At 41.8% G+C, this 20,033-nt stretch carries 13 protein-coding genes; all 13 read right to left on the reverse strand.

Annotated features, from left to right (window positions below):
• Nucleotides 1-54: 54 nt before the first annotated feature.
• From ABIN91_RS04635 to ABIN91_RS04695, 13 genes are read right to left on the reverse strand one after another with little or no spacing between them, the layout of a single operon-like run.
• Nucleotides 55-1,635 (reverse strand): sodium/solute symporter, encoded by a 1,581-nt coding sequence (locus tag ABIN91_RS04635; protein ID WP_348048966.1) that lies wholly within the window; start codon nucleotides 1,633-1,635, stop codon nucleotides 55-57.
• A complete protein-coding gene (locus tag ABIN91_RS04640; RefSeq protein WP_348048968.1) occupies nucleotides 1,635-2,708 on the reverse strand; it encodes a Gfo/Idh/MocA family oxidoreductase in 1,074 nt (357 codons plus the stop codon). The genes ABIN91_RS04635 and ABIN91_RS04640 overlap by 1 nt, the downstream gene beginning before the upstream one ends.
• 3 nt (nucleotides 2,709-2,711) lie before the next feature.
• Nucleotides 2,712-3,446: an L-rhamnose mutarotase gene (locus ABIN91_RS04645; protein ID WP_348048970.1), complete on the reverse strand. Its 735-nt coding sequence runs from the start codon at nucleotides 3,444-3,446 to the stop codon at nucleotides 2,712-2,714.
• Entirely contained in the window at nucleotides 3,443-5,335 is a 1,893-nt protein-coding gene (locus ABIN91_RS04650) for a right-handed parallel beta-helix repeat-containing protein (RefSeq protein WP_348048972.1), read from the reverse strand. Before ABIN91_RS04650 ends, ABIN91_RS04645 begins: the two co-directional genes overlap by 4 nt.
• A gap of 35 nt (nucleotides 5,336-5,370) precedes the next feature.
• Complete coding sequence (locus ABIN91_RS04655; RefSeq protein WP_348048974.1) at nucleotides 5,371-6,288, reverse strand: sugar phosphate isomerase/epimerase family protein; 918 nt, start codon at nucleotides 6,286-6,288, stop codon at nucleotides 5,371-5,373.
• 3 nt (nucleotides 6,289-6,291) lie between these two features.
• On the reverse strand, nucleotides 6,292-7,701 hold the full coding sequence (locus ABIN91_RS04660; RefSeq protein ID WP_348048976.1) for an acetylxylan esterase: 1,410 nt from the start codon (nucleotides 7,699-7,701) through the stop codon (nucleotides 6,292-6,294).
• A gap of 1 nt (nucleotide 7,702) precedes the next feature.
• A complete protein-coding gene (locus tag ABIN91_RS04665) occupies nucleotides 7,703-8,833 on the reverse strand; it encodes a sialidase family protein (RefSeq protein WP_348048978.1) in 1,131 nt (376 codons plus the stop codon).
• Between the two features lies 1 nt (nucleotide 8,834).
• Nucleotides 8,835-11,609 carry a family 78 glycoside hydrolase catalytic domain gene (locus ABIN91_RS04670; protein ID WP_348048980.1) on the reverse strand — a complete coding sequence of 925 codons (2,775 nt, stop codon included), beginning with the start codon at nucleotides 11,607-11,609 and terminating at the stop codon, nucleotides 8,835-8,837.
• The gene (locus ABIN91_RS04675; protein WP_348048982.1) at nucleotides 11,606-14,404 is read right to left on the reverse strand and encodes a glycoside hydrolase family 2 TIM barrel-domain containing protein; all 2,799 of its coding nucleotides are present in this window, start codon (nucleotides 14,402-14,404) and stop codon (nucleotides 11,606-11,608) included. The genes ABIN91_RS04670 and ABIN91_RS04675 overlap by 4 nt, the downstream gene beginning before the upstream one ends.
• A gap of 1 nt (nucleotide 14,405) precedes the next feature.
• The gene (locus ABIN91_RS04680; RefSeq protein ID WP_348048984.1) at nucleotides 14,406-15,848 is read right to left on the reverse strand and encodes a sialate O-acetylesterase; all 1,443 of its coding nucleotides are present in this window, start codon (nucleotides 15,846-15,848) and stop codon (nucleotides 14,406-14,408) included.
• Nucleotides 15,848-17,686, reverse strand: coding sequence for an exo-alpha-sialidase (locus ABIN91_RS04685; RefSeq protein WP_348048986.1), 1,839 nt, complete (start codon nucleotides 17,684-17,686; stop codon nucleotides 15,848-15,850). Before ABIN91_RS04685 ends, ABIN91_RS04680 begins: the two co-directional genes overlap by 1 nt.
• 26 nt (nucleotides 17,687-17,712) lie before the next feature.
• Entirely contained in the window at nucleotides 17,713-18,633 is a 921-nt protein-coding gene (locus tag ABIN91_RS04690; RefSeq protein WP_348048988.1) for a glycoside hydrolase family 43 protein, read from the reverse strand.
• Between the two features lies 1 nt (nucleotide 18,634).
• The gene (locus ABIN91_RS04695) at nucleotides 18,635-20,032 is read right to left on the reverse strand and encodes a glycoside hydrolase family 140 protein (protein ID WP_348048990.1); all 1,398 of its coding nucleotides are present in this window, start codon (nucleotides 20,030-20,032) and stop codon (nucleotides 18,635-18,637) included.
• Between the last annotated feature and the right edge of the window lies 1 nt (nucleotide 20,033).

The following is a 20,033-nucleotide window of genomic DNA, read 5'->3' on the forward strand; positions in this document are numbered from 1 at the left end:
TTGCTTCGTACCTCGCAATGACGCGCTTTTGGTTTCATAACAATCTCTTCCATCCTACTTAAAATAAATATATAACGCAACCATAACCACCGTTAACAGCGTCCACGAAAGCTTAACTTTATTGGTCACTGTCCAAACCGGAACCTCCGCCTTATCATCAACCACATATATTTGCGGAGAGGGGTCAAAAACAGATATCAGCACAGCCAAAATTGTAAGCAAAGCGAATATTAAAAACGACAGCATCATGTAATGCGGCCAAAAAGTGTATTTAGATGCCGGCAGAATCCACAAATAGATCACCCCAGTACCCAAACTGATAACAGAGCCTATGGAAAGTACAAAGTTAACTGCCTTGCGGGATGTGCGTTTCCAGAAAACACTGAGCAAAAACACCACAGCCAATGGCGGCGCGATGAAGCCGAGGATAGATTGAAAAACATCGAACAAGTTCAAATCTTTAATGCTATCAATAGCCAAAGCCATCCCGATGGCGAAAATGCATCCGGCAACAACTGTCCAACGTCCCATCTTGATGATCTGCTCATTACTTGCTTTCGGATTGATCTTTTTAACGTAGATATCCATCGTAAACACCGTACTCAAAGCGTTTAATGACGAACCTATAGTACCAACCAAAACGGCTATCAACACCACAATAACCAATCCGTTCATCCCCGGTGGAAATAGGTTGGTAACCATCGTCATGTAGGCTTCGCTTGGATCTTTTAAATGGGGGAACAGAATAAAGCATAAAATCCCTGTTAAGAGGAATAATGGTAATGATAATATCTTCAACCAACCAATAAAACTTACGCCCAATTGGCCTTGTTCCAGATTTTTAGAACCTAATACCGATTGAACCATAGCCTGATCTGTACAGAAAAAAGCGATTGCCGAAACCGGATATCCCAACATAATAGCATACCACGGATATTTAGGGTCGTTAGCCGGATGAATGAGCGTCCAATAATCCGCAGGTACGCCATGAACCACCGCTGATAAACTACCAACCTTGATAACACCTAAAACATTCAGGGTTAGCGACACCCCAATCAGTAACAACATTTGGAATATATTAACCTTGGCAATGGCCTTTAAACCGCCCGTAAAAGCAAACAATCCAGCGAAAGAAACCAATACAATAACCGATTCCCACATGGGGATACCCAGTACTTGCCTAACCAAAAGGCCGCCTGCAAATAAGCCAAGCGACAACCACGATATCAGCATTTTAACCAATGCGTACCAGGCCAAAATATTCTGTGTAGAATCGCCGTAACGGTTACCCATAAACTCGGGCATGGTAGTTACTTTGGCAGCCAGGTAACGGGGTGCAAAAACCATAGCCAGCAGCATCAAAAATATAAAGGCATACCAATCAAAATTGGCACCAACAATACCCGAGCTAAAACCGATACTCGCGAACGCCAGTAACAGCGATGGCCCTACATTGGTGCCCCACATGTTAAAGCCAATACTGGCCCAACCCAATGATTTATTAGCCAAGAAGTATGATTCTTCCTTATTACGCCCAACAAAGCTAGCGCGATAACCAATCACAATTAATATCACCAGATATGCCACCACAATGGCATAATCTAAAAAGGTAAGGCGGTCAACTATGCTGTGCATTAACTTAGATTTATGTTGTGCACGGTAAACATATCGGCAATTTTTACCGGTTTGCCGGTTTGTAATGATTGATCCATGGCTTGTAGCAAGGCAACGGTACCTATACCTTCTTTCAGATCGGGATAAGCGGTAAAACCTTGCTCAATACTATCGGCAAAGTACTCCAGGTAATTCTGGTATTCACCTGCATGGTGACTTTGCCCTTCAAACCGGAAGTAATGTTTGATTGTTGAATCACCCCAAACAACTATTTTTTCTTCGCCTGTTTTATCTGTAATCGCATAACGCAGTTCATGATAATCGGCTTGCGATGCGCCTACCGTGCCTCTTAAAATAACACTCATACCGCTATCGCGTTGAGCAGGTTGAGTTGGGCCGGTATAGGCTCCGCTTACCCTGGCTATGCGCCCATCAGTAGCTTTAAAAATAAAGTGCATGGTATCTTGATTTTTCAATCCTGCTATAGCACCGTTGCTGCTGATCATACCATAACCCATCACCTCTTCAATGTTTGGTAAATACCAGCGGATAAAATCTACAGGGTGGCTCAATCCGCCATATAGCCATTTAAATGAACTTTCCAATGCCCAGGGTTTTTCCAAAAACCAACGGTGATCGGCATTGTAATGGCTTTCTATGGTGATCAACTCACCTACTAATCCGGCTTCAAAATCTTTCCGCTGCCTTTTAGCAGGTTCAAAAAAACGTGAACTTTGACCAATAAACACTTTTTTGCCAACCTTTTCGGCCAGTTCAATTAATTCATTAGCATCTGCCAGGTCATCAATAAACGGTTTGGTACAAACCACATGTTTGTTATGCAATAAAGCTTGCTTAACATGTTGGGCATGTAGATGATCGGGCGTATAAATGGCAATTACATCAATATCCTTGTCATCCAGCATGTCCTGGTAATTGGTCGTGTAGTCGTACATTTTAAACTCGTCGGCGCGTTGGCGGCATAAATCTTCATTGCGGTCGCAAATCATTTTCAGGTCCCACTTGGGGCTCTCTATCGCTGCCGACATGGTACTACGGCCTTCGCCTAATCCTAATATTCCTAATCCGAGCATAATTTATTGATGATTGATGTGATTGGTTTGGTTATAGGCTTTTAAAAATACCCAGGTCTCGCCTTTCTTCGTCCCGGATACGCCTTGCTGATATTTTGACATGATCTTATTCCATTCATCAACTCTTGGGTTATTTTTAGTGGTCAATGGGTTCAGTTTATCTAAACTATCGCCTTTCGGGATGCTAATTACAAGCATCAACTGCCTGCCATTTCTAAACACCAGTAACCTTTGAAAACTGGCGTTACAAAAACCATTTGATACCTCTGGCCACTTTTCAAATTGTGTAGCATGGTAAGCTAAATACTCGTGCTGCAACTTGGGATCGGCAACAAGGTCAGCCGTCAAAAGAATATTATCCAAACGCGATGAAATATTTTTATTATCACAACGGCTTCGTTCAAAATTGTAAAAAGGCTTTTCGTAAAACTTGATAATGCACTCCTTAAATGCTGATTTCACTTTCAAAAGTAAATGGCCATATCCGTTCCCGTAAATCACAAAGTGGTTGTTCCATTGATAAATATCATTATTATCAATCAACTGCTGCTTGCAAAAGTCAAGCAATTTATCTTGCTCACCTTTAACATTAGCCGGGTATTCAATTTCGATAACACTTGTTGCCTTATACCCTGTAAATGCATAGATTTTTTGTGAGCCACACAACAAACAAAATCCAATTATAAAAAAGCTTAAATAGTTTATAATTAAATTTTTATGTAATTTATATCTATTCATAGTTTAAATATATTTATCTGTTGTTTAGCCGGATTTATAACTTTCTCTTTCAGCAAATATTGGTAAGCCGGCTCCAATCCGGCAGCGTTTTTTATTTGATCTGATACCTTCGGCCCATTGTTTTCCCATACATTTCCGGGGCCATTAGCATTCTTTAAATACTTCTCGGCAGGCGTCCAGTTATCCTTTACGGTGATGTTCGAGGAACCCTCATCCAAATACAAATAAAACCAATGGACAGGGTCATGAGCATACGATGCTTTGTAAATTGAATCCACATAGTTCTCTGAAATTATTGTTCCGGCTTGCGCCGATAAGGTGTAAACCCCCGCCACATCATACATATGTTTTGCGTAATGACTTACCTTATTTGCATGGATGCGATTATCGCTCATAGCATTAGTTGTCTTGGTCCAACCCCATCCTACACTGATGCCCGAATATGATGTTTCACAGATCTCGTTATGTTCAATACTAATGCCTTTAACATAGCCTGCCCCTATTCCTACGCACCCCCAATCTTCATTGCTAATATCAGTTATCACGTTATTTGAGATGTGCTCATTGGTACAAACCTCACGTGCATCTTTAGGATTGTAAGGCAAGTGAACCTCGGTAGCTTCATCAGAGAATACTCCTGCCAATATACCAGTGCCACCTATATCTTTAAACAAACATCCTTTTACTTCATCATCATGTGTGCCGCGTTTATAATCCAATCCGGTTGAAGCCATATGTTCAAACCTGCAAGCTTCAAAACCAGTGTGATTAGCGTATGATACTTCAACCGCTGCCGCGGGACGGCCAACCCAAGCCTGGTTCTCTAATCCCTTTTTATCCGGTGTACCGGGAACTTTCAATTTATAAGCATCCAGCATATACATTCCGGCCTGATGCGGCACCAAACCCGCCTTTGATGGATAAAGCCAGGTAGCATATTTAAAACTAATGCCCTTGAAGTAAACATAGCTCACCGGATTGTCTATAGAGCCTTCAACTTTAACTAATGTTTCTAATGATGGTGCAACTATATTGACCGTAGTCATATTCTCACCTTTACGTGGCCAGTAATAGACCTTTCTGGTTTTGGCATCCAAATACCATTCACCCGGTTCATCTAAAAACTGGATAGCGTTTATTAAATAAAAGGCCGAATTCCCCCCCGGCTTTTTAGATATAAAAGGTGCAGGCCAGGGATGCTCTGATTGTACCCGGCTCTCGGGCTGCATAAAACTTAATTTGGCACTATCACCTCGCACCTGTATTGATTTGATACGCAACACAGCAATTGCCCACCACTGGTGAATGAACATCTCCATACCGGCAACGGCAGTTAGGTCACCAGTTTTAGGTTTGGGTATCCAACAGGTTTGCTCTTTGTGGTTCCATGATAAAATACGGCTCATACCATCGGCATTGATGCTTTTAGCGCGAATAGCCTTACGCTCATTTACCCAAAGTTGCCTAAAGTTTAACATATTACCGGCGGCCATCAGAGCATCAGCAACCCAAACATTCCCCTTGGCTACTTGGGGTAATCCGGGAATTGAACCTTTTACTTTTTGCCATCCTTTAATTTGCTCGCCGCCACTTAAAACAGGAACTTCATTTGGAGCCGCTTCTATTGTTGTAGGGCTGGTTGCCGTTCCGGAATCCTCCGGACGAACGAAAACAGGTTCAAACAATTGATATGTCCCGCCTTTCACAATGATATGAATACCATCTTTAACCGATGCGTCATTTAATCGCCTTAACTCCCTTACTTTACGTAATGCTGCCGAAGGCGTAGCCATAGGTTGTTCTTTAGTCCCCGAGTTTTGATCGGAGCCTGTTGGTGAAACCCATATTTCTGCCGCACGACTCTGCCATACAGATAATATCAGCATCATTCCAATTCCTATTTTACAGATCAGTTTCAAATTATTTACGATTGAAATATTGATTTCACATAAGTTGTATTGGCACCAAAGTTGCCTTTCACATCCTTGGTGTTATTTTTATCGCGCGAACGCTCAATAACCAGCCAGCCGCTCCATTTCATTTTATCTAAAGTTTTCTTCACCTTTTTCATATCTATCTTGGGGTCGTTTTGCAGCCATACACCATCGGTATCACTGCAGTGGATCTGGCAGATCCGCTTTTTACCTAAGGTTTCCAACTCTTTACTCACATCCCTCCCATTATCACAGGCATTGGCGAAGTTGAAATAGCTTTGTACCGCTTTACAGCCTATCTCATCCAATAATCTAACCTCATCCGCAGCAGCTAAAGCAGTTTCGATACCAATGGTTATACCCATAGCTTCCGCTTTTGGTCCGATAGCTTTTAAACGCTCTACAATTGCGGGCCGTAGTTCGGGTTTCTTAACCACATCGCTCCCACCAAGCGGCAGGAATACTACCTTCACATTCATAGCCTTAGCCGTATCCAGGCAATCCTGAACCATTTTGTCAACTCCATCGCGTTCGGCAAATGATTGCGCGTAGAAACCCGTCATAGCAAGCGAGCATATCTCCAAATCCAATTCCTTCGCCTTATCTAAAAATTGCTGACGGATCTCCGGCGTAGCTAACTGGCTCTCAAAAGTAACCCGGTTACCCAAACCACCCATATCAACTTCTACACCATCCGCACCAATATCTTTAGTTAATTGAAAAGCGCCCAATTTTTGACGTTTCAATATCATCAGATCAACCACAGCGACCTTATATTTTTGATTAGATGCTGCAAAAATACTTGCCCATGATGCATTTCTGGCTAACAACAAACCTCCTGTAAGCAAGGCCGCTCTGCCTAAAAAACCTCTCCTGTTTATTGATGCTATTTCTTTGTCTGATTTCATGATCTATATTCTAATTGTTTTAGCTACCGCTTTATCAAATACTTTCACCATTTGCTCAAAGCCATGTATAGCATTGGCGGGTAAATGTTCTCCTTTATCTCCAAATACATACAAAGCCTGCTCCTTTTCTATAACGCTTTTAGTTTCGTCAATAATGCCATTAGCGTCCTGAACCTGTTTAATATCCAAACCTAAATTATGCGCCATAAACTCATATACGGCTTTCCGTTTTGAGATGCCATAATCGTGGCCCTCGGTAGGTAGATGCACATTTTTAACCGCATCCTTTTTGCCATAATAACTATAAACCTTTTGCAGATACGGGAACTCTATTTCGGGCACATGCTCGGTCCAATCTTTTCCATCAGATACTACCAGTTGAGGTTTTGGTGCGAACATCGCGGCCAATTCAGGATTGTTAGTACCGCCCTCACACAAATGAATTGGCATCCCGCTTTCCGACAGTGAACCGCCATAGAAATAGCAGGATAGCATAACCACCGGGGCGCTTACCTTAATCCTATCATCCAAAGCAGAAAGCAACATGGTTTGGCTACCACCGCCCGAGGCTCCGGTAATTCCTAATCGTGAGGCATCTGCACCTTTCTGAGTTAATAAAAAATCAATTAATCTCAAGCCATTCAAAGCTTGTATCGCCATAGCCAAACTGCGGTTATGATCCTCAAACTTAAATTGAAGCATTGATTCACCCCATCCAAACAGATCATAACTGAATGCCATTGCCCCCATTCGTGCCAGTGTAGCGCAAAGCTTTTGTTGATCTTTATTATATCTTCCGGCTTGGAAATGCCCGTTGGGTGCAATAATAACCGGTATTTTGCCCTTAACTTTTGCCGGTTGGTATAAGGAGCCGCAAACATATAATCCCGGTAAGGTTTCAATAGCTACATTCTCAATAGTATAGCCGTCCATTTGCCTTTGGTTGGTAATAAAAGGTTTTGAATTTGGCTTAGCCGGAAGCGGTGACAAACGCAAAGCGCTGTATATGCATTCACGGATCGCTTTCTTTCGTTTTTCAAAACTTGGAACATCATTATACAACGATGATAAATAATCCAATTGCTGTTTGCCATCTTCAACCGTCCAGCGTGGGTAATCAAATTTGCGTAGCTTATAAATATTCCCGGTTTTAGGGAAAGAGATATCCAGCGGCGTTAAAATATTGTTCAATGTCTTATCAGCATCGGGCCTGAAACGCCATTTGGCAAAGGTTACTACTTTATCTTTAACTAAACTTTCGTCATACTTGATCTGCACATGAAAGCGTGCCTCAATCTCTGTTAATACCTGTTTCAACGGCTCCTTTAAGCTATCATCGGCACTTACCTGCGCAAACAACCTTGCCGAAGAAACCAGCATTAAGCATAAAATGATATGAAGCCTTTTAATCATATTATAAATCTTTGGCTTCTCCAGTGGCTACAGGCAAACTGTAACCATCAACTTTGGGCCATTCGCCGTTTTTGATCTCTACCATTTTCAGTTTCGATGGATCAACAACCACGTGCTTGATTCGTTGCCTGCGCCATGTGTACACAAAATGCACCAAGCCATCGCTGGTTTGAATCACCGCCGGATATGAATATTGACTAATGGGCGAATCCTCGAGTATCAACGAGGCGAACCATGTTTTACCATCTTTAGAAAGCGCCACATTGAGGGGAGTACGGGCACCTTTTGCTAAAGTACCCGGAGGCAATACGTGGTTATACACCAGCAACTGGCGGCCATCTTTCAAAGTCACCGCATCAGTACCCGAATTATTGTTAGGCAAGGTGGTTTTAGCCAACGGCGACCAGCTTAATCCATTATCGCTCGACCAGCTTTCCAGAATGGCCCTGTCCTGGCTGCGGCACAAAGCTTGTAACCAGCCATCTTTATGAAACAAAATACTTGGTTGTATAGCGCCCTTGCTTTCACCTTTCGGGATACTAACCAGTTTCCATGTTTTGCCCTTATCGGCAGATATTTCAACATGTGCTTTCCAGCCACCATTTCCTTCAGTACTTGATGGACTCATTATTATGCCGTTTTTAAGCAATACAGGCTTATTCTTTATCGGGCCCAGAATCCCTTCAGGCAACGCAACCTGTGCCGACCATGTGATGCCGCCATCTTTAGACGTTTTGTAAAAACCCTTCCACTCAGATGGTTTTGGGCCTATCTTGTAAAATAATATCAATTTACCTTTCGGGATCTGGTACAACACCGGATTCCAGCAAGGGTAGCGTAAAGTATCGTTCTGGATCCCATTGGCTACGTTAACCGCTTCCAACCATTTGCCATTTACATTACGGCTCACCCAGATACATACATCCGGATTGCGCTCTTTTGTACCACCAAACCATGCTGCTACCAAACCTTTATTGGTTTGTACAATGGTTGATGCATGGCATTCGGGATAAGGTGCTTTTTCGTAAATGAACTCATCGGTCACAATTCCATTCCGCCAGGGATTTTTCTGCTGGGCAAAAGTGTTATTTATGGCCAAACCCAATATCAATATCGCTATTATCCTTTTCATATTACATAATTGATTTAAACGAATAATTACCCGAGCCTATTTCAAATACGGCCCTGTCTTTCTCCATTCTTAAAAATTTAACACTTTCGGCAATGCTTATTTTTTTGCCTGATTCGAGCACATCGGTAACACGTGTTGCCGGAACATAAACCACCGCGCTACTATTAGCCGGAACAGTTATGTTCCAGTTAAAAATTTTGCCGTCCTTTTTCCAGTTGCTTTTGATTACACCGTGAATAGAGTGGTAACTGGCATTCACAAAATCCAACCCTTCGGTTGATTCTGGTTTCATAACCAACTGTTTGAATCCTGGATGTAAGGGGTTAGTTTTTATCCCGGCAAGGTCCTCGTAGTACCAAACCAATAGATCACCCAATAGCATCACATGGTTTTGCGAATTCATTTGCGGACTGGCAGTATCACCGTTCCATAATTCCCAAAAAGTTGTCGCGCCCTTGTTTACCATATAGCCCCAGCTTGGGTAATCTGTGTTGGATACAATTTTATAGGCGATATCCGTACGGCTGTTATCAGTCAAACTGCGCATTAGCCATTGTGTGCCAATAACACCTGTGCTGATGTGGCCTTTGTTATCTATCAGTATCTTGTCCTCAATGTTTTTAAATACGGCTTTTCGGTTAGCCTCCGGTACCATATCAAAATACATAGGCAGCAAGTTTGACGTTACCGAATTATTGCTGTAGCGGTTAGTTTTGGCATTAAAAAACTTTTGGTTAAAAGCGGTTTTGATATTTGCCGATAAAGCCGAAAACTGCTGAGCATCCTGCGGTTTGTTCAATATTTTGGCAAAGTGTTGCATTAGCGATAATAATCTGAAATAGTAGGCCGTTGCTATCAATTTTCCATCCGTAGCACGTAAGGTATCCTTAGAGTGTATCAACTCCGGCGATTCAGGAGGAACACACCAGTCACCGTATTTATCTTTGGTAACAATGTAGTTCTTCATGTACTTAGCCTGCATGTAAGCCAGCCATTTTTTCATGGATTCATAGTGCTTCGCGATTGGTTTGGTATCCCCATATTGATTATAAAGCATATCAGCTACAATCAAATAAGTTGCAGGCCATGTTACATCATCGCTATAATAGTTCCAGTAAGCAGGGGCAACATCGGGTAGGTTACCTTCAGGCTTTTGTGATTCCTCTATATCATCAGTCCACTTAGCGTACAGTTTGGCGTTATCAAACATGAAGCTCTCACTGTAAGAACCGGTAGCATGATCGGCCAACCAAGGCATACGTTCGTTACGTTGCGGACAATCAAGCGGCATACCTTTATAATTAGCCCTTATACCCCAGTAAGCATTCCGGTATATTTTATTGATCAGAGTATTGGAGGTTTCAAATTGACCGGTATTTTCCAGATCATCGTTTACCACCTGCCCCTCAAAATCGTCAACAGTTGGGGTGCCGGGGTAACCTATTATCTCTACATATCTAAAACCATGATACACAAATACCGGGTGCCAGGTTTCTATTTCACCACCTTTAAGTGTATACACATCGGTAGATTTTGCATCACGTAAATTGGCTACGTATAGTTCACCGTCATTTTGAGTGGTTTCGGCAAAACGTAATTGCACTTTATCGCCTTTATTACCTTTCACACTCATTTTTAGCCAGCCAGCCATATTTTGCCCCATATCCATTACATAGGTTGTGGCATTTAATTTGGTGATCGATTTTGGTTTGATGGTTTCAGTCACACGAATCTTCTCATTCATCTGTGCCACCAATTTACCTCCCGGAGCTTCAACCAATTCTGGTTTCAACCAACCGGCATCATTAAAGCCAATAGAATACCAGTTAATTAACTCTTTATTAGCATCATATTCCTCACCATCGTACTCATTATTAGTTCTGATGGGACCATCAGCAGTTACTTTCCAGCTATCATCAGTAACAATAGCCTTGTGAGAGCCATCTGTGTATTCAATATCCATTTGCAACAGCATTTTTGGATAACCGAAGGTTTTGATCTTTTGCGGTTTATAATTTTGGCGCATAGTAAAAAAGCGGCCATTACCCAGGATAGTACCTATTACATTATCGCCTTGTTTAACCTGAGCGGTAACATCGTACGTATTGTATTTAACCGACTTTGTAAAATCTGTTGGAGCGGGCGCCATCACTTGGTCGCCAATTTTATTGCCATTAACGTACAACTCATATAATCCTAAACCAGATACATAAACTGTAGCTTTTTTAATGGCCGACTGTGCCTTAAACTCTTTACGGAAATATCTGGCCGATAATCTTGAAAATTTAGAAACGCTATCCCAGGGGAAAGCTTTATCCAGCCCTATCCATTTACCTTGCCAGTCGGCAGGTTTTAATAATCCCATGCTCCACGTAGCGGGTTTGCTCCAGTCACTTGTACCTTTATTGGTGATTACCTGTACTTTCCAGAAACAAGCTATACGGCTTGCTAGCACTCTTCCTGCATAATTAATTTGAATAGACTTATCAGATTTAATTACGCCCGAATCCCAAAGATCGCCAGTATTAGCGGCAAGCTTTGCTGCCGACGATGCCACAAGAATATGATAAGCGGTTTGCTGCACATTGCGTATGTCACTATTGATCTCCCAACTTAAACGGGGATTTAGGGCATCAATACCCAATGGATCTACCAGCATCTCACAACGCAAGTTTTGTAACTGAATAACAGCAGGGGCTTTTTCCCGAAAGGAAAAGAAGCAAACACTACTTAAAAGTAATGTAACTGTTAAAAGATATGCGCGGTTCAGTTTCATTTGCCCGAAAAATCAAAGTATAAGGTAATTGACAATGCCATATCTATATCCTTGTAGTAATCAAAATACTTATTTGGGAAGCCCTGCGTACCCAACTTCTCCGGCTTTTGCGATTTGGTACCAATTGCCGTTATCCCATTCATGAACGATATATCGCCCGACGGAAATGCAGGTGCCGTGTTGTAAACCTTTTTAGGTTGTGCCGGAGTGAACAAACGCATAAATACATCACGGTTATCACAAACAATAGTAATTGGCTGCGATGTGGTATTCAGTTTCATCCAGTACAGATCAGAGTAATAGCCCTTAAACTCAGGATATTCTACCTTTGGCTGCCCTGTTATGGTATTGTTATAAGTTTTGTCCCAAACATTCAGATTTACACCTTTCAAACGATTTTTCCACACACGACAAGGGCCATCGCCCATGTAGGTAACTCCTTTAACATCCTTTTCGGGATAAGAAAAACTAAAGCCCAACAAATTACCTTCTTCGCCTATAGGCCAATACTTAACAGTTAGCTTTAACCATCCCGATGGATAAATTGTCCATTTCAATCCGGCAATATTTGCTTTCTTTTCAAATGATGCTTCAACAACCAGCGCATTACCTTCATAATGATAACTCAATTTTTGGAAGCCCGTTTTCTCAGCACCTTCGGCTAATATTGGCCCGTTATTGAAGGGGATATTACCTTTCGCATTTTTCACACTAACTAATACGCCCGAGTTGCGGTTAAACTCTACATCAATACCATTGGCATTTACTTTATAAAGCGAATCGGTTTCTTTGATAGTGGGCTTAACAGTTCCGGCAGTATTTATCATTCTACGGGTAATTTCACCATGACCGCTGATGGGGTAACTCCAGGTGAACAATTCATGATGCGTAACATCATAAGCAGTTACGTATAATACATCATAATTCTTCCAATCGGTAGGTAACTGCAATTGCAGATCACCAAACTGACCGGGGGCAATATCAGACGAAGCAATTACACCTGCTTTTGAAGCGACTGTATTTTTACGATAAGGATTATCAAGATTAGTCAGCTTGTAACCGAAACTGCATTGTTTAATGTTGGTATAAAAATACCTATTACGCAAGCGCAACCTACCGTTGAATGATGGCGTAATTTCACGAGCCTCCATATGTACCGGGCACCATATTTCTTTTATAGCATTATAACTGCCTTCCTTTTCGTGATATGGGCCAACTATACCATCGGGAGCATGGTCGCCATCAGAGTCCAACTCACCATTTTTATCTGTACGCACTACATCTTCATCGGCAAAAGCCCAAATGAAACCTCCGGCAGATAGCGGCGTATGCCACATCAGTTCCCAAAAATCATCTAATCCGGCACCTGCGCCACCATCGTATAATCCATGCAAAAACTCGGTAGGGAATGTTACATCATGTCCATGCAGATTGGTGTATGTGCCATAATCATAATTGATATAATGCTGTGTATTTATTCCTTTATATATTGCCCATGGGTGTATAAGCGGGCGCTTTTGAATATCATAATCAGTAAATAGATGGTCAAGATCAAAATTAAAACCACCTTCGTTACCGTTATCCCAGATGGTGATGGATGGATGGTTCACATCTTTTTCAATCATCTCTTTCACCAATTTAGAGCCTACTTCGGTATCATATTTATTATGCCAGCCTGTTAATTCATCCAACACAAATAGACCTAATGAATCGCAAGCATCTAAAAAGTGATCGTCAGGCGGATAGTGCGACATGCGCACCGCGTTCATGTTCATTCCTTTGATCAGCTTAACATCTTCTATGCTGCGGGTTTTATTTAGGGCCCTGCCTGTGGTTGGCCAGAATGAATGGCGGTTAACACCTTTAAATTTGATCTTTACATTGTTCACGTAAATACCATCGTGCTCACGAAACTCAACTGTACGGAAACCAAATTTTTGTTTTACCAAATGGGTTGCCTTACCATTACTTGTTAAAGTAAATACAACCTGATATAAGTTTGGAAACTCAGGCGACCATACTTTAGGCGAAGAAGTATTTGTTTGAAGACGTACAACCGTATCGTTTTTATTTACTTTAGTTTGGAAAGCCAAACCAACTTTTTGTCCAGTAAGGGTATAAATTTGTCCAGTAACCACGCTACCAGCCGATGCTTTTTCTAAAAAGACATTGGCAGTAAATTCCCCATTAGCCAAACCATTTACCGCTACATGGCTGATGTGTTGTTCTGGCGCAGCTTCCAAATATACAGGGCGATAAATACCACCGAATATCCAAAAATCCGCTTTGCGTTCTGCCCCGTTTACCGATGCATTGGCCGAATGTTTATCCACCGTTGCTTCCAATAAATTGGGTTCGCCGTATTTAAGCAGTTTAGTTATATCGTATTTAAAGCGATAAAACGAACCCTGATGTATTGGCCCTGCCGGTTCACCGTTAATTTTTACACGGGTATCGGTCATCGATCCCTCAAAAACGATCTTGATGTCTTTCCCTTTCCAGGATGCAGGCACTTTAAATTCGTATTTATACAAACCTGATTCTTTGCCTCTTACCGTATCCTTGTCCAAACCATAATTATATTTACCAAAGCCTTGTAGTTCCCAGTTTGAGGGTACGGGTATGGTTGTCCATTTGCCGGAGTTCATTCCTGCGGTACAAAAGAATTGCCAGTTTACGGTATGATCGCTGCCCGTACCCGATAGGTATATTTTTTCTGTTTGCTGCGCATAGGATGAGCTAAAGGCAAAAAGCAGAAAGCTAAAGGCGAACAATGGTGCAAAGCGATATCTCATATTAGTTAACCGTAAATTTTAAAGGATTATCGGTACGAAATGGCCCGGCAGGCAAGCCTTCTTTATTAAACAAATTGGGTTGCGCCATTTGGTTCCATGCAAAACGCACCGTTGTTGGCGCGCTAACTTCGGGCGACGATACAATTACTTTATTACCCACAATAACAGCCTTGGCATCAACAAACTTACCATTGCTTCCAGCAATGGTAAACCAATCCAAGGGTTTACCGTTTTTACTGATCAAACCGCTACCGGTATCAGTAAATTCCAGTTCTATCTTATTGCCCACAACTTTCATCGCTTTGTACATTGGGCCGCTGTAAATCACTTTTTTACCATAGGCTTTTCCTAATGCCACCAAGGCTAATCTTTTACCAACTTCCCACTTATATCCTGGGTGCAGTTCTTTCGCATCATCATTCAAATCGGTAATTACGATCATGCCCGTATTGGGGATAGCTTGCGCCATGGTTTGCACTTCCCAAAATTCCGGTAATTTTTCGGGTGATATTCCGGGTATCAGTTTACCGTAATCATAAGGCGCTATCTGTACATAATAAAAAGGCAGGGTTTGATCTCCCCATAAACTCCTCCACGATTTAAATAAGGCCTCCATTTTATAGGCATAACTCACACTTTCAACCATATTGGCTTCGCCCTGGTACCATAAAAAACCGCGGATAGACATTGGCGCCATTGGCTCTATCATACTATGATAAAACTTGCCACCCTCTTTCCAAAAAGCACCTTCGTGTTGAAAGTATGGGATAGGTGCATAAGCCCCTTCAGGTATCCACGGTTCAATAGCGCTTCCGCTGATAGCCGCGCAAACTACACCAATAGGCACATGCAGTTGCTGATGCAGGTTTTTGGCAAAGAAATAGCCCGCTGCCGAAAAGGAACGTAAAGCAGAATCCTGCGCCAATTCCCATTTAGCTAAATAATTACCAGTGGTTCTCAGGTTCTTTTGATTTACCCAAAATATCCTGATCGCAGGATCATGCGCCCTGTCCATTTCATCAACAGGTGAGTTTTTATCCAAGCTATCTGGTTTTCTTACCTTGCTATTCTTACGCATTTCGTATTGCATATTCGACTGGCCTGAGCATATCCAAACCTCTCCTACTAAAATATTATCGAGTGTTATTGTATTAGAAGCTTTGATGACCATGGTAGCCGGTTTATCTGAAGCTATTAATGGATCAAGTATTACTTTCCAGTTCCCTGATGCATCGGCATTGGTTTTCTTTACCTGCTTGCCAAAACTTACCGTTACTTGTTCACCGGCTGCAGCTATGCCCCAAATTGGCAACGGTTTTTGTTGTTGTAAAACCATGTCACTACTAAACACCCGGGGCAATACCACCTGGGCATTCAGCTTGGTTGTAATAGCTGATATTAAAACAAGGAATAACGCGCCTGTATGTATTTTAAAAATCTTCATTAAAAGCTTTTTGTAATAAACGATTTAATATAGAATACTGCTGCTTTATCCTTTTCACCTGCCTTTGGCAGATCATAATCCTGATCTGTTGGCGTATCAGCATTTGGAAATCTGCGTACACCACCGGTACGGAAAACTACACGTTTAACGGTGTTTATCGGCGCAAAAAACAAACTTGGCGACAAATCTTTCCCATCAATATTTATTGTATAAAAGCGGGTATCGGTATTCATTTTTAAAATGATATGATAGGCTTTGTTAACCTCATATTTTTTTAAAAGGCTTTTATTGCGATAGCCCGCCTTAGCAACAAACGCCCCCGTTGAATCGAGCGTCAATCTGATCGCTGCATCACCTTTGGCATTTTGAAATTCAATATCCAGCATGCCATTGCTGTTTTGCCCGGCAGATATGGTGAAATCAACCATTAATTTTTTTGACTCTGGCACCACACGTTCGGCACGGGCATAATCAAATTTATCTTCATCGTGTAAAGCAAGCGCTTTGGTACCATCGATCATCTTTTCTATCTGTACCTTTGCCCATTGCGGACTAAACGTATTCCACTTATCCAGTTCTTTACCAGCAGGCATGGTGTTAAAATCTTCATTAGCATGTGCATCGGCCACATCAGTTACCGGAACAGGGATCGACGACACCCAAATATCCTCTTTATTCATGCTATAAGTTACCCATAGTTTACCGTCGGGAACCACGCCGTTACCCTCTTCAATACCCCGTACATATTGGGGACCGTATGATTTATAAGCGCCACCATAACGCATGGTCGATATTTCGCCATTAACCAACAACAGGTTGGTATAATCCAACCCATCCTTACTAACCGACATAGCTAATGGCCATCTGAATTCTGATGGGTTATAAACTGTAGCATATTTCCCGTCCGATGTTTTTTGTCCCCATATTTTGGCGTTGCTATTTACAAAATGTGGCGCTCGGGTAACTGCTCCCCATGTTTTGCCCTCATCTTTACTGATGGATGTTAAAGCGTTTTTCCATAAACCAACAGTTCTGCCATCGGGTAAATGGTAAAAATTGAATGCCTTATATTCTTTATGTAATGGTATCAACGGGTCTTTACGATCGGTCTCTTCGGCCCATTGCATCATCATTAATGGAGTTGCCATTAATTCATCACAAGCTTGTACAAAACCCTTATCCTTACTTGTTCTATAGAAGGGGTACGATGTGTTTTGCTCGTTCCATTTGGGATTGTAATGAATAAAATAGATCTGTCCGTATTTGCCATTAGGTAAAACCTCGCGCACAACGCGGCCAATACCTAAGCCATCATTAGGGTCATCATGCGGTTCCAAACAAATCCCATAAAAACCCAGTACCAATAAACGTTTTGATTTGGATTGATAAAAACCCATACGCTGGTGCATTACCGAATACAGATCTTTTGCTACAATGTTAATACCGGGTTTGGTTGTACCATCCGGCACCTTATATTGAGGGAAAACAACTTCGGGTTTCGACCAGGTTTGTCCGTCTTTGGATGTAACAACCAGTGTTTGACCTGGCGGCACACTCTCTCCTACTTTATCACTTAAATACTCTACAAAAAAAGTATTGTTCCAATAAGTAAGCATTGGGGCGTGGTTGTAGGTAAAACCAAAACCCTCTGCCCATTCAGGATGTTCACGATTAGCACGGAAGATCTGTGTGCTGTGCACCCCTATGGCCGGGCTCAACTGCCCGTGATGATAATCTACATTAACTACGGTATTGCCGCTATAATGTACCGTATCCTGCGCTTGTGCAAAGGTACAGCATGCCAGTATCAATAACGTTATATTACAAATGCCTCTCATAATTTAAAATCCCAGTCTGAAACTATTTAATTAATTCCAGCTTCTTGTTTTAGTTTATTTAAAACCTTTTTAGTGGTTTTAAAAATGGTACCATGCTTATGCCCAACCGGCACGGTAACTTGTTTGGTTATATTGGTAAACGTTTTAAAATCGGTAGTGGATACAGCGCCAAATATCTTTTCGCGATAAGCATCAAAGTAAATTAGGTAATTTTCGCCTGCTTTGGTAACTGTTGGCCCCTCGGTAAAATTCTCGGTAAATGGCCCAGATGCTTTAGTGTACGGGCCTAATGGGTTTGTGGCGAAAGCAACTTTAATATTGCGGTTAGGGCGTGTGTTATCTTTTACAACCATTACATAATCGCCTTTGCCTCGTTTAATGATTTCAGCATCAATAGCGCTGAATTGCGGATCGTAAAATAATTTCTCTTTACTAAAGGTTTTAAAATCTTTAGTAACAGTGTAATATAAACGATGGTTATTGGTTTCGGTTTCCGTACCTACCGGGAAACGGCCGGGAATAGTTGATGCCCAAACAATAATAAACTGATCGTTTTCATCATCATAAAAAATCTCGGGCGCCCAAACATTTACTGTGGTAGGCTCATCTGCCATTATGTTAATGATTCTTTGTTCCGACCAATGGATCAAATCCTTCGAATCCGCATAGCCAAATCCTTTATTACCTTTCCATGCACATGTCCACACAAAATGGAACACTCCGTCTTTACCCTGAGCTATTGATGGATCGCGCATTACGCTATCACCTACTATTGGTTTTAAGAATGAATGATTCAAATCGTTCCAATGGTACGCATCAAAGCTGTACAACATCCGCAAGCCATCAGTAGCTGGTTCGTGGAATGATGTGAACAGGTATATATCCTTTTTCACACTGCATGATGTAAGTAATACTACCGAAGCGATGATGAACCAGCTATTCTTCATATTACGCTTTATCTAATATCAACACCCAATCGTTACCATCCTTTACTGCGCCGCTTGGCTTGAATGATCTGGTTCCGGCATTTGCATAAGTGCCGATCACTTTGGTTTCGCCTGTACGTGGGTCATACCACGATGCCTTAACCTTTGCTCCTGTTATCTTACCGAAATTAACATCAACGTTGCGGCCATTGTAGGTATAAACAAAGGCATAGCCTGCGCCACGGGTTGCTATTAAGTAATTATATTTTTTGCCTTGCTTTGCAGCGACGATGATTGATTGATCGGGCACGCGATCAAAATACGAACGTGAAAGCATCAATTTTTTAATGTATTGCATTTGCGATGAACCCGGATCATGAATGGCATCAAACCAGGGCATTTTAGCCCCATAAGAACCACCTTTTTCACCAGGCTTAAACATTTGCATTACGGAGTTATCGCCATAAGTATAACCACAGCCACCCGCAAAAACCGACCAGTATGCATAACGCCTTACATCAGCAGCGGTCCATTTGGCTAAGGTTGTATCATGTAAACCATGTGGGATTCCTTCGTAAGATGGTTCGGCATCCAGTGTTGGTTTGGTTGGTAGTTTATAATAATCGGCTTTTACGTATTTCCAGTTATCCTCGCCATAATTTAAATCAACTTTAGATGTATCCTGACCATAATCGCGGTGACCTGATTGAAAACAGTTGAAACTCAACCAGCTTTCGTTATGAAACCATTTTGAAGATTGTGTACGGCCACGTGGGTGATATGTAGCAATATGTTCGGGATCAAACAGATGCAGCGTGTTGCCGATAGTTTTCCAAACCTTAATAGAGTCGGATCCTGGCACATCACCGCCATTCATCCAGATGATGTTTGGTCGGTTTTTATATCGTTTGGCTAAAAACGATGCATACAATTTGGCATCCTTTTGATTAACGCCGCCTTTCATTTTAACATTTGATCCCCAAACGGGTACCATAGCAATATAAATCCCTTTTGAAGCTGCCAGGTCAACAATATAATCAACATGATCCCAATAATCATATTCGTTTTTATTGCCGAAGGTATTACCCGCAGTTACCCGTGGAGTGGCTACATTCTGGTTAATTAAGGCAGAGTCGCCATAAGCGTCAACTACTTTAAGGGTATGTAATACCATCACCTGTATTACGTTAAAGTCCTTTATCCGGCGGTCTTCCAGATATTTTTCTGCATCTTCCCGGTTTAGTTTGGAGAAGAGCAGCCAGCCGGTATCGCCTAACCAAAAAAATGGCTTACCATCCGCGGTAGTGAAATATCGTTTATTTGGTGATATTTTAAGCCTGCCACCCATAAAAGTATCACCTAAAGTAAAGGCGAAACAAGCAAAAGCGCAAAGTACTATTAAAGCTATCTTTTTATACATA

Source organism: Mucilaginibacter sp. (genome assembly GCF_039921305.1).
In the GTDB taxonomy this organism is placed as follows: Bacteria; Bacteroidota; Bacteroidia; order Sphingobacteriales; family Sphingobacteriaceae; genus Mucilaginibacter.

Excerpts from the sequence above, each read along its gene's own strand:
- ABIN91_RS04695 (WP_348048990.1), bottom strand. The coding sequence starts at position 20,032 with ATGTATAAAAAGATAGCTTTAATAGTACTTTGCGCTTTTGCTTGTTTC.
- ABIN91_RS04685 (WP_348048986.1), bottom strand. The coding sequence starts at position 17,686 with ATGAGAGGCATTTGTAATATAACGTTATTGATACTGGCATGCTGTACC.
- ABIN91_RS04670 (WP_348048980.1), bottom strand. The coding sequence starts at position 11,609 with ATGAAACTGAACCGCGCATATCTTTTAACAGTTACATTACTTTTAAGT.
- ABIN91_RS04640 (WP_348048968.1), bottom strand. The coding sequence starts at position 2,708 with ATGCTCGGATTAGGAATATTAGGATTAGGCGAAGGCCGTAGTACCATG.
- ABIN91_RS04635 (WP_348048966.1), bottom strand. The coding sequence starts at position 1,635 with ATGCACAGCATAGTTGACCGCCTTACCTTTTTAGATTATGCCATTGTG.
- ABIN91_RS04660 (WP_348048976.1), bottom strand. The coding sequence starts at position 7,701 with ATGATTAAAAGGCTTCATATCATTTTATGCTTAATGCTGGTTTCTTCG.
- ABIN91_RS04675 (WP_348048982.1), bottom strand. The coding sequence starts at position 14,404 with ATGAGATATCGCTTTGCACCATTGTTCGCCTTTAGCTTTCTGCTTTTT.
- ABIN91_RS04645 (WP_348048970.1), bottom strand. The coding sequence starts at position 3,446 with ATGAATAGATATAAATTACATAAAAATTTAATTATAAACTATTTAAGC.
- ABIN91_RS04655 (WP_348048974.1), bottom strand. The coding sequence starts at position 6,288 with ATGAAATCAGACAAAGAAATAGCATCAATAAACAGGAGAGGTTTTTTA.
- ABIN91_RS04690 (WP_348048988.1), bottom strand. The coding sequence starts at position 18,633 with ATGAAGAATAGCTGGTTCATCATCGCTTCGGTAGTATTACTTACATCA.
- ABIN91_RS04680 (WP_348048984.1), bottom strand. The coding sequence starts at position 15,848 with ATGAAGATTTTTAAAATACATACAGGCGCGTTATTCCTTGTTTTAATA.
- ABIN91_RS04665 (WP_348048978.1), bottom strand. The coding sequence starts at position 8,833 with ATGAAAAGGATAATAGCGATATTGATATTGGGTTTGGCCATAAATAAC.
- ABIN91_RS04650 (WP_348048972.1), bottom strand. The coding sequence starts at position 5,335 with ATGATGCTGATATTATCTGTATGGCAGAGTCGTGCGGCAGAAATATGG.